The organism is Asaia sp. W19, from assembly GCF_003994335.1.
Lineage (GTDB): Bacteria > Pseudomonadota > Alphaproteobacteria > Acetobacterales > Acetobacteraceae > Asaia.
In genome coordinates this window covers 15,092-26,602 of record NZ_PNQZ01000025.1, presented here as the reverse complement: position 1 = coordinate 26,602, position 11,511 = coordinate 15,092, and the positions used below count along the sequence as shown (strand labels likewise).

General features: G+C 60.4%; 8 protein-coding genes. 2 read left to right on the top strand and 6 right to left on the bottom strand.

Going from position 1 to position 11,511, the window contains the following annotated elements; genetic code table 11:
* Positions 1-305: 305 nt before the first annotated feature.
* The 4 genes from C0V97_RS06055 to dapF all read right to left on the bottom strand — a co-directional run bounded on the left by C0V97_RS06055 (position 306) and on the right by dapF (position 6,561).
* Positions 306-3,038: a TonB-dependent receptor domain-containing protein gene (locus C0V97_RS06055; protein ID WP_233582005.1), complete on the bottom strand. Its 2,733-nt coding sequence runs from the start codon at positions 3,036-3,038 to the stop codon at positions 306-308.
* A 502-nt stretch (positions 3,039-3,540) separates the two neighbouring features.
* Positions 3,541-4,503, bottom strand: a complete 963-nt coding sequence (gene ftsY / locus C0V97_RS06050; RefSeq protein ID WP_127101712.1) for a signal recognition particle-docking protein FtsY — start codon at positions 4,501-4,503, stop codon at positions 3,541-3,543.
* A 1-nt stretch (position 4,504) separates the two neighbouring features.
* Positions 4,505-5,749, bottom strand: coding sequence for a tRNA (N(6)-L-threonylcarbamoyladenosine(37)-C(2))-methylthiotransferase MtaB (gene mtaB, locus C0V97_RS06045; RefSeq protein ID WP_127101710.1), 1,245 nt, complete (start codon positions 5,747-5,749; stop codon positions 4,505-4,507).
* A complete protein-coding gene (dapF, locus tag C0V97_RS06040) occupies positions 5,746-6,561 on the bottom strand; it encodes a diaminopimelate epimerase (protein WP_127101708.1) in 816 nt (271 codons plus the stop codon). The genes mtaB and dapF overlap by 4 nt, the downstream gene beginning before the upstream one ends.
* 110 nt (positions 6,562-6,671) lie before the next feature.
* On the opposite strand from dapF, the gene C0V97_RS06035 reads away from it, so the two are divergent.
* Together C0V97_RS06035 and C0V97_RS06030 are read left to right on the top strand one after the other, a co-directional pair.
* Positions 6,672-7,298: a hypothetical protein gene (locus C0V97_RS06035; protein WP_127101706.1), complete on the top strand. Its 627-nt coding sequence runs from the start codon at positions 6,672-6,674 to the stop codon at positions 7,296-7,298.
* Between the two features lie 77 nt (positions 7,299-7,375).
* Positions 7,376-8,023: a class I SAM-dependent methyltransferase gene (locus C0V97_RS06030; protein WP_127101704.1), complete on the top strand. Its 648-nt coding sequence runs from the start codon at positions 7,376-7,378 to the stop codon at positions 8,021-8,023.
* 93 nt (positions 8,024-8,116) lie between these two features.
* Here C0V97_RS06030 and C0V97_RS06025 read toward each other — a convergent pair whose 3' ends face one another.
* Both C0V97_RS06025 and C0V97_RS06020 read right to left on the bottom strand, forming a co-directional pair.
* Positions 8,117-9,076, bottom strand: coding sequence for a sugar phosphate isomerase/epimerase (locus C0V97_RS06025; RefSeq protein ID WP_127101702.1), 960 nt, complete (start codon positions 9,074-9,076; stop codon positions 8,117-8,119).
* A gap of 166 nt (positions 9,077-9,242) precedes the next feature.
* The gene (locus C0V97_RS06020) at positions 9,243-11,423 is read right to left on the bottom strand and encodes an FUSC family protein (RefSeq protein WP_127101700.1); all 2,181 of its coding nucleotides are present in this window, start codon (positions 11,421-11,423) and stop codon (positions 9,243-9,245) included.
* Positions 11,424-11,511 lie beyond the last annotated feature (88 nt).

Genomic DNA, 11,511 nt, shown 5'->3' with positions numbered 1-11,511 from the left:
AGGCGTGCCCTCAGAGGCGAAGCCTCAGTCCAGAGCCCCGCTGGTTGCCGGATGCAGGAGTTCGGCTACCCAGCGTTTCACCCGCCTATCTCCAGGTATCAGCGTATGTGCGTGATTTTACGGAAATGACCGAACGGGTCGGCAAACCGAGACGACTGAAAACGGCAATCGCGGCCTTCGTCGAATGTCTCTTCTCCAGGAAGAAGTGACAGATGTTTCGCCTCGCGCTGGCTTCGACACCAACGCTGAGCGAGCGGATCAAGGCACTGCGCAAAAAGTGCCCTGACCCGCGTCTCCCTCTGTGATCAGAAGCTGATCCCGGCCTGAAGGAACGCGTAGCGGCCGACGATCAGGCTGCCGTACTGGTAGATATTCGTATTGGTCGAGGTATCCATGACAAAAGGTGGCTTCTTGTCGAACAGATTGCTCACACCGGCCTCAAAATTCCAGCGATTGAGGCGGTATCCGAGTGTGATATCATGGGTGAAGATACCCGGCGTCTTGTACTGACCACCCGTCTTGGGGGTCACGTCAGTCACACCGTTGTTCCAGACCATGCCACCAATATAACGCATCATATAGGTGAAGCTGAAATCGTCATGCTGCCACGTCGCCTGAGCGTAGTCACTGACACGCGGCTGACCGCTCCCACCTTGATAGAACAGGCGGCCAGTATAGTTGTACCACTGCCCATTCGGCACGTTCTGTTGCAGATAGCTGACGAGCTGCTGCATGTTGTTCGAGATGGTAAGCCCGTCATGCGGCGTCAGACGTACATGATAGTCCAGATCGAAATCGATACCGCTGGTCCGGATACCGCCCAGATTCTGATAGATGGCGCTGACCGAAGTCAACTGCTGGGAAACCGAGCGCGCCGCGATGGCACCACACTGGCTCGTATCCGCACCTGTATAGCACTGATCAAGAATATACTGGGTGGTCAGAGTGCCGATGGTATTATTGAGCGAGTAATGCCAGTAGGTCACCGATGCTGACAGCCCCGGAACCCAACGCGGCGTCACGACAGTGCCAATCGTGTAGGTCCGTCCGCTTTCCGGCTGCAGCTTCACGTTACCGCCGGAGACGGTGGGAACCTGGCTCGTGTTCTGGGACACGAATGTAGCGGGGTTGATGCCCTGCGCGTTGCAGCGCGCGAGAACGGCAGCCGCCTGTGCGCCTCCGTAATTCGAGAGCGATGCACAGGGATCGACAGCAGACGGATAACCCAGTTGCTGGCCGCCATAAAGCTCATAGACGTTCGGCTGGCGATAGGACGTACCGAGCGTGGCCCGGAAGCGGATATCGCGCACCGGGGCCCAATTGATCGATACTTTCCAGTTCTTGGTCGAACCAAAGGTATTGTAATCGGACCACCGCCCCTGGCCGTCGATCGTCAGATCCTTGGCCAGAAACGCATTCTGCAGCAGGGGAATCTGCCCTTCTGCGTAGACCTCATTCACGTTGAAGCCGCCACCCGTATAGCTGGTGGCATTTCCCGTGGAGTCGCCAGCAATGACGATTGGATCAGGCTTGCTGCTCAGCTGCTCGCTGCGATGCTCCATGCCGAAGGCAATGCCCAGATCGCCGCCATGCTGCCAAGGCATCTTCGCCACATTGCTGTTATTGATGCGCAGATTGAAGTCGCGCAGCTGATACATGGCGTGATCGTGCTGTGTGAACTTGCCGTACTCAGCAGCTGCAGGGGAAAGCGGCGCGAGCGGGTTGGAAAGAACGCAGCCCGGCTGACTGGTACAGACCGTCGGATCATAGACGATCTTGCTCGCAGGGTTGGTCGGATCGAGCTGGCGGACGCCTGTCATTTGAAGCAGATGACGGTAATTGCCCATGTTCTGGGTATTGGCCGTGTACTGGCTTTGACCGTAGGTCATGGAGGCGTCGTAGTCCCAGCCACGCCAGATCTTGCCCTTGGCGCCACCAATCACGGTCCAGGTATCGGTCGCATAATCCATCTTGCGCGGGCCGAGATCGTTCATGCGGCGCGACATGATCGCGTCACGTCCCCAGATATTATAGGGGCTACCCGCCGGAATCGTCCAGGACGACAGAAGCGGAGACGGCTTGATGCCACCCGAGACAGGGGCCGCAGCCATCTGGCGCGCCGTGGTGGTATGGCTGTAACGCACATTGGCGTAGGGCTTGAAATGGCTGTCGACATCATAATGCGCATCGCCAGACAGCGCCGAGTTCTGATTATAATTCTGCACCATTGTATCTTTGGCGAAATTATAGCGATCAGCATTGCTGTAGCGATGGAAAGTGCCGTCGCCATTCGATACCAGATTGGCGCCCGTGATCGGGTTGGTCACGCGGCCAGCCGGGATGATGGATGAGCCATAGACCGGCGTACCGGTGACCGGATTGGTCTGCTGTGGGTTAGCCGCCCAGGCGCGATCCTGGCTCATGATTCCGCCGGAGGTATTGTACTGGCCGAATAGCGTGACATTGCCGCGGCCATGATCGAAATTGAAGCCTTTCATGGCCGAGAGCAAACCGGTCTTGGCGTCGCCATATTGCGAGATACCGCCGCGCATGGTGATGGTGGCCTTGGTCACATCATGGCGCAGCTTGATATTGATCACGCCCGAGACGGCATCGGCGCCGTAGAGCTCCGAGCCGCCATCCTTGAGCATTTCGACGCTCGCGATCTCCTCAACAGGGATCGTGTTCAGATCGACGCAGGACGTGGCCGCGTTGATCGCCGTACGCTTGCCGTCGATCAGGATCAGTACACGCTTGGAGCCGAAATTACGGATATCGGTGCAGCTCACGCCACCGCCGCCATTGGTCTGCTGGTTCGGCGTACCTGAAGAGCCGATCGACGGCAGTCGCTGAAGATAATCGCCGAGCGAAATGGCCGAGGTCTGCTGGATCTGTTTGGCCGTGATGACCTGGACCGGGTTGGCAGAACTGTTGTTGGAACTGCGCAGATAAGACCCCGTGACCATGATGGTCTCGGATTTGGGCGAGGCGTCCTTGGTCTTGACCACGGTCTTCTTCTTGGTGGCGGTGGCGTCCATGGGAACGCTTGCAGCCGAGGCGGAAAGGAAACCAGAGGCGGACAGGCCGGCAACGGCCGTAAACGTCAAAAGAAAAGATCTGCGCAGGCTCAACGCCATCGTTCACACGCTCCATACGTAACGACATTTAATCGAAACGTAACGCTGGCATAACGAGAAAAAGATGAGTGCGACTTAATATTGCTGCTTTGTGTCGAACTTTAAAAATAATTTGAATTAGCGTTAATTCGTCAAATTAACGTCAATTCTGACATTTCTATCCAGATAGTCGTTGCGTAAAAGACACAATTCTCGGGCCGTCTGCCCCAAATGTGCCGCCAAAGCAGTGAAGCAAGCGCACGCAATGCTTCTTCCGGCTCCTCCGGCTCTTTTAACGATTAATGAAAAAGGCCCTGTGCCGCGCTCCTGTCGGGCTCGCGAGAGCCGCCACCTGGGCGACCGCGTCCATGAAGGCCATAAATATGTCCCGTCTCACCGTTACAAGGCAGGCAAGCCCGGCTGGTCAGCCCAGTTCGGGCGGGTCTTGCGGCTCATCGACAAGATGCCGCGTCAGATCGCCGCCGGTCCCACCCACAAGACCACGAGCGTAATCCCGCGCCGAGAAGGGGCGCAGGTCTTCCACCTGCTCACCCACACCCACAAGATGCACGGGCAGCTTGAACGCGTCAGCCAGCGCGACCACGATCCCGCCACGCGCCGAACCGTCGAGCTTGGTGACGATCAGACCGGTCACATTGACCAGTTCACGGAACACACGCACCTGCTCCATCGCATTCTGCCCGGTCGTCGCATCAAGAACCAGCAGGACCGAATGCGGCGCCGTCTCGTCGAATTTCTTCATCACGCGGATGATCTTGGCGAGCTCTTCCATGAGCGCGCCCTTGTTATGCAGACGCCCGGCCGTATCGACGAAAAGCAGATCCGTGCCGGATTCGCGCGCCTGTTTGATGCCCTCATAGGCCAGCCCTGCCGCATCGCCACCCGGCTTGCCTGCGATGACAGGTGCGCCCGTGCGTTCGCCCCAGACCTGCAACTGCTCGACGGCCGCCGCGCGAAAGGTATCGCCCGCCACCATCATGACAGAGCGACCCTGATCACGGAACCACTTGGCCATTTTGCCGATGGTGGTGGTCTTGCCTACGCCATTGACGCCCACAACCAGCACCACATGAGGCTTGTGCTCGGTCTTGAGTTCGAAGGGCTGGGCCACGGGCTCGAGCACACGCGCGATTTCCGTCGCAAGGGCTTCCTGGATTTCCTCGGTCGTCACGTTGCGCCCGAAGCGAGAGCTGCGGAACTCCTCGATCACACGTCCAGCCACCGATGGACCCAGATCGGCAGCGATCAGCTCGTCTTCGAGCTCCTCCAGCGCCGTCTCATCGAGATAGCGATGGGTGAGAGCAGCATTCAGCTTCTGCGTCGAGCGCGTCAGCCCCTGTTTCAGACGTGAGAAAAATCCGGCCATGTCAGTTGATCTCTGCTACCAGCCCTGCTTCGTCAAGAGTACGCGCTTTCAGGGTCAGGCGTTGCCCTCGCTGTGCCTGGCCGCCCTTCAGGCGCACAGGGATGAAATGCGCGGAGTGGCCGCGCTCCGCCCCCTCCATCAGAACGTCGAGAGGCTGACCGATCATTCCCAGCCAATAGGCCTGCCGATTGGTCTCTCCGACCGCCCGCAAGGCCGCCGCACGGGCCTGACGCCTGGCATTCGGCACACTGGGCATGCGTGCCGCCGGAGTACCGGGACGCTCGCTATAGGGAAAGACATGCAGATAAGGCAGGCGATGGGCCGTGACGAAATCCAGCGTCTCCTGAGCCTGCTCGTCCGTCTCGGTCGGAAAACCGGCAATCAGGTCCGCACCGATGGCGATATCGGGGCGCAGGGAGCGGGCGCGCCTGATGAGATCCGCCGCATCCCGTACGGAATGACGTCGCTTCATGCGTTTGAGCACGAGATCGCTCGCAGCCTGGAGTGAGAGATGCAGATGCGGCAGGAAGCGGGGCTCCTCTGCCAGAAGATGCCACAAATCGTGGTCGACAGAGGCCGGGTCGAGCGAGGAAAGCCGCAAGCGCGGAAGCTCCGGCACTGCCTGCAACACCGCCCGGCACAAGGTCCCGAGCGCGGGTGTTCCATCGAGATCACGCCCCCATGATGCAATATCGACACCGGTCAGAACGATTTCATGGTGTCCGGCCTCCACGAGCCCACGCGCGCGCTCGATAACCTCGCTGACGGGTACGGAGCGGGATCGACCGCGCCCATAGGGGATGATGCAGAAGGTGCAGCGGTGATCGCAGCCTTGCTGAACCTGCAACAGCGCCCGCACATGGCCGCCTGTCTCGACCACGGAAGAGGCTGGCACGGGAGCAGTATCCATGATGTCGGCAATGACGCTCTCACGGCGCAGCGCGTCCCGGGTCCAGCTCGCCGCCTTGAGCTTCTCCGTATTGCCCATGACCTGCGCCACACCCGGAAGGCCACGCCAGTTCTCCGGCGCAATCTGGGCAGCGCAACCGGTCACCACAATGCGTTTGTCCGGGTTTTCCCTGTGGGATTTGCGTATGGCCTGCCGCGCCTGACGCTCCGCACTGGTGGTTACGGCGCAGGTATTGACCACCACCACATCATCCAGGTGAGCTGTCAGGGCTTGCATGCGTTCGCTCTCATGCAAATTGAGGCGACAGCCAAAGGTCAGAAGCCGCGCGCCGCTCATACGCCTGGCTTCGCCCCCTCTATCGAGACAGTCGGCCAAAGCCCTTCGAACACGTGGGTGGCAGGGCCGATCATCAGCACATGATTATCCGCCTCGCGCCAATGGATACGCAGGGACCCGCCATCCATTTCCACCCGGCATTCGCGGTCCAGGAGGCTGCGACGCACCCCGTTGACCACAGCTGCGCAGGCGCCCGAGCCGCAAGCGAGGGTCAGTCCCGCCCCGCGCTCCCAGACACGCAACCTGATATGATCGCGTGCCACGATCTCGGCACAGCCGATATTGGCGCGCTCCGGAAAGAGAGGGTCGCGTTCGAGCGCCGCGCCATCGCGTTCGGCGCGCTCCATTCCGTCGAAAAAAGTCGCGTGCGGATTGCCCATCGAGCAGGCTGCGGGGCTGCCGGAGAGAGGTAATTCGAGCGTTTCCATGGGGCGGGCCAGGGGCACATCCTGCCAGTCCAGAGCGGGTGGCCCCATATCCACACCAATTTCCCCCTCGGGCGTGATGAAGCTGGGCAGCAACCCGGCGCGGGTCTGAAGCACCGGTGCATCGCCCAGCAGGGCGGCAACGCAGCGCGAGGCATTCCCGCATGCCCCGGCCTCGGACCCGTCCGGGTTGAAGAACCTCACCTGGACAGTCGCCCCGTCACGGTCAGGGGGATCGAGCAGCACGAGTTGATCACATCCGACGCCGAAACGTCGGTCGCACAGCAGGGACATAGTATGTAATGGGACGTCGAAATGCTTGTGGCGCCTGTCGATGATGACGAAGTCATTCCCGAGGCCCTGCATCTTATGAAACCGGATCATCATTTGCGCAGTTATAGAGGGTCCGGGCCTGTCCGGCACGGGAAACCTCCGGTTTCATCTCGTATTTTTTTCATGCCGACGCATCGCCTTCCGCGATGCAGGAAAACTGACCCATGTTCATTACCTCCCACGATACGCCTGCCATCGCACGTCACCTGCGCCTGATCTGGTCGTGCCTTGATATGAGCCGGGAGGACATGAAATCGTGTCTGTCGCAATTGCCGACAGGGTCGAGCCTTCTCGTTGCTGATGAAGATATTGACTGGCTCCGCCAGCAGGCGCCGCGCCATAATCTGCTGCGTCGGACCGATGCCGGGATAGAGCGCCTGCGCTTCGATGGCACCCTGGCGGAGACGATGGCGCTTTATCTTCACTGCCTGCCCTCGCAGATTGCAGACCACCCTGCTCGCTCGGTCGTCGCGCTGGACATTGTCCTGCGTGAAAACACGGAGGAGGCCTGGGAAGACGCCGAGACCCTCATCCATGAGGGTCTACCTACCCAGATTGCAGCCTCCGCCCTGATCGGGACCCCGCAAGAGATCGCGCAGCGCCTGAACGATTATCGAAAGCTCGGCATTTTCGACGTCATACTCATGGCGCCCTGCGCTCGTGCACCTTATCGCGCCGTCTGCGAAACGCTGATGCCCCTGCTGCGCCAGCAATCGATTCCGCTCGATGGCCATGCGCGTATTGCAGGAATATCGAACGGTCCCTTCGAATGGCATGGCGCGGCACTCTGACCCGCCCTGCCTTGACGCCACGGCGCAGCCCCTGCATCCCTGCCTGATTCTCCTTTGAACCAGACAGGACAGAGCCAATGACTGATACCCCGTCGGGGCTGCATCCTGCGGCATTCACCCGTGCCAATAATGACCCCGATCCCGAATTCTACGCCGGGCGTAGCGACTCGACCCAGATGGATGCAGGCGCACGCACTGCCGTGACAGCGCTCTACCAGACCGCCTTGCCCGCTTCGGGGGTGATCCTCGATCTGATGGCCGGAACGCTGAGCCACCTGCCCGAAGAATCCGCGCATGACACGGTGATCGGACTCGACGTGAACGGGGCCGCGCTGGACGCAAACAAATCCCTCACGCAGCGTGTGGTGCAGGACATCAACGAGAAGCCCTGTATTGATCTGCCGGACTCCGCGCTGGATGCGGTCTGCCTTTGTGATGGTTTCGCCTACTTGACCGACCCGGTCGCGATTCTCACGGAGATCAATCGACTGCTCCGCCCCGGTGCCCCGCTCATCGTCACCTTCTCTGACAATTTCATCCCGCAGAAGGCAGTGGCACTCTGGCAGGCGCTCGAGCCCGCAGACCGCACCCGCCTGATCACGCTGCTTCTCGATCGTGCCGGGCTCACCGATCTCGATACAGGCGAGGTCGTCCCGCCCGAAGACCTGACCGCGTGGAACGACACGGTCCATGCCGTGATCGGGCGCAAGAAACTGACAGCGTGAGCCTGTCGGCGGCTCCGGGCAACGGAGCCGCGCGCCATGTCCTGTGCGGAACAAAGCCTGGCGTGCCGATCCCGTCACCCAGGGGAAACGCTCTCAGATCTCCTGCTGGGTGAAGCCCCCGATCGCGACGGGTGCAATCTCACGCAGCAGGGCCACGGATTTGGAAAGCCCTTCCACCGGATCGAGAAGCGGATCCTCGTGCTCGATCGATAGCCACCCATCATAACCGACCATCCGAAGGCGATAGCAGAACTGACGCCACCAGAGCGGGTCATGACCGTAACCCAGCGTCAGATAGGACCATGCCCGGTCGGAGGGGAGACCCAGAGGCCCGTTTTCAAGATTGGATGTGACGCTGCGCTTCGCCTCGTTGAAGCCCGCATCCTTGGCATGGACATGGCAGATCGCGTCGCCCAGCGCATCGATCGCCGCCAGCGGATCGGCACCCATCCAGAACATGTGCGACGGGTCGAGATTGGCGCCGATCATCGAACCAAGCGCCTCGCGCAGACGCAGGAAATTGGGCACGTTATAGGCCCATTGTCCGCCATGAAGTTCCAGCGCAAACTGGGTCACCCCATGATCAGGGGCCATGGCACAGATCTTTTCCCAGTAGGGCACTAGGCGCTCCCTGAACTGCCATTCCTTGGCCACCTGCCCTTCAGGCGGCCAGGAACTCACCACCCAGTTGGGCAACAGATCTCCCTCGCGCCCCTCTGGCAGGCCGGACATGGTGCAGATCTTGGTGATTCCGAGATCTCCGGCCAGACGGATGGTCTCGTGCAGATCATGGCTCTGACGATGGTCTACGGGATGAAGCGGATTGCCATTCACGTTGAGAGCGATGATCTCGAGCCCTCTGCGCTCGAATGCCTGCGTGAACTCACGCCGTGCCGCCGGGCTTTGACGCAGCTGGGCGAGATCGAGATGCGGCGCATGCGACCAGCCTCCCGTGTTCACCTCGACCCCAGAGACGCCAAGGGCCACAGCCTGATCCAGCACCGCCTCGAGCGAGAAGCTCCCGAGACTGTCAGAAACAAATCCGATCTTCATGATGCGCTCACCACTCCCAGTGAAATCGGGCCGCATCGCGAAGATGCTGCCGGTCCGGGAATTTATATTCTCTTTAAGCAAAAGAATCGGAACATTAATTCGTTATGAAAGCATCATATCACTGTGACTTCGGTGTTAACTCGATCAGTGCGGCAGCGTTGAGGTGTCAGACGCCCTCCAGCCGCGCCTGTTGCAAGGCACGCCTGAAGCTCCGGTCATCCAGCCAGGTCTGATTGTTGCGCCATTCATGATCGACCACCATCAGGCTGCCCAGTACCTCGCAATAGGCGGGGCGCGTCTCCTCCCCGACCGTATCCAGGCGATCGCGTAAGATCGCGATGCTTTGCTCTATCTTTCGGGTGAAGCCCGCCTCCTCGCGCGCCGCGCTGCGCAGAAGATGGGGTCCGAGCCCCGTAAAGAACCCGGCGATGAGTTCCGCCAGCTCGGAAGGAAGGGCGGGACGGCGCGCCATCATCCTCAGGAAAAGCAGGTTGCGGCCCAACGTCATGACCGAAAGCAGGCCGTGGAGATTGAGCTCCATGAAAGGCGTGAGCCGCGCGCCCGCATAGCGGATGACCCGTTCCATCCCCTGGGTGATCAGGCCGATCCAGCGATTCTCCGCAGGTATTCGGCGTCTGGGCGCGCAGATACGCATCAGCCCGTGTAGGGCGCGGCGACGGAGCAGCACACAAAGCTGATGAATGTTGAAGGGCAGAATACAACGAAAGACCAGCACTCCGGCGCCAAGGCCCAAAACAAGCGCGATCGTTGCATTGAACCAGGTTAGCTCGTCGATGCGCGCGTGGTTATCGAGACCGATGAGGGCAGGCAGAAACGTATTATAGGCGCCCGCCGCTGTGGCGGTGGCGGGATTGCGCGCTGCCAGACCACCGATGAACATGAGGGGCGCAAGCGCGACAATCAGGGCCTCGAATCCGGTCCCTGTGGGGATGACGAAAAATACGGGAATGATCGAGGCGAGCGCGGCCAGACAAGCACCATAGAAAAACCTGTTGCTGACAAGGACCGTATTATCGGTCGTGGCGAAGCGACCGACCACAACCGCGATAAAAGAAATGAAGGACGCCCCCTGGGGCCAGGCTGTCACCTCCCAGATCAATCCTGCCAGACAGATCGCAATCGCAGAGCGTATGGCGTTGTGAAAGGCTGCGTGAAGATGGACCACCCGGCGCAGGCGAAACCGCGCGGGAGCCAGCGCCTCACGCGGATCTGCCTCGAGATAAAGCAACAGAGTCGTGTATTCCTCCAGAATGAGCCTGATGCCATGCAGGATGATCCTGTCCTCTGCCGAGCGGCGCTGGATCTCCTCCGGGCGAAGCCGGGTTTCGGAAGACTCATTGGCCAGACGAGAAGCGCCATCGAAACGCGCTCTTAGTTGCGTGAGCTCTGCTCGCAACGCGGCTCTCATCGTCTTGTCTTTCAGCCTCGTCGGCAGGGACCGGATGAATGACGCCGCCTCATGCAGATCGGTCAGGGTGGCGGGCGAGATCGCGGACGCTGTCGAAAGACGCGCCTGCATACCGAGGCCGCGTGAGACAATCTTCGAGAGAATGCCGATCGTGGCATAGGCGCAGGCGATCGCATGATCACTGCGCCCCACCTCGACCACCGTAAATTCAAGCTGCTCGTTGAGTTTCAGCGTCCTGCTGAAAACGGCTCGTATGGCTGCCTCCGGCGGGGCGGCGCCATCGAGCACATCGCCGATAAGATGAGAGGCGGCGCCTATTGCCTCGTTCAGCCAGGCTTTCATGGTGCGGCGCGCCTTGACCGCGAGCGAGGCCGAAAATACCAACCCGGCCACCATCTCGCACACTACACCGAGAAAGATGTAGGTTCCGCGCGCCATGGCGATTTCGAACACATGATCGGGGACGTTCAGCGCTCCGGTCGCAATGATGGCGCAGGTATAAGCCGCCAGCACAAACGCATAGGCTCGGAAATTTTGGAATAATGTCGCGAGACCGGTACAGAGCCCCGCCCAGAGCCCAAGGGCCGGAATGAACAGCCAGGGTGCCTGCGGGAAGGCTGAGACGAGCGTGACCGCGCCCACCATCCCCAGTACCGTTCCGACGAGGCGCCACCGCCCCTTGGACAGACTCTCCCCGCGTGAGCCCTGGGCGGTGATCCAGACGGTCATGGCCGCCCATTGCGGCTCGCCCAGTTCCATCCAGAAAGCAATACCGAGGGCGACGAGCGATGCGATGGTGTTGCGCAGAGCAAACTCGACCGCATTCATGCTTGGGGCGAAGAGCCACGAAAAAGGCCGGGGACGCCCCCGCCAACGCGCGAGCGCCGCGTTCTGTCGGGCAAGATAAGCTGCAATCATGCCCCGCGTCTTACCCGAAATTTAGGCAAGGCATGGCCGTGATCGCTTCAAATCATGTCGACAATCCCATATATTGGGGCAGACACGA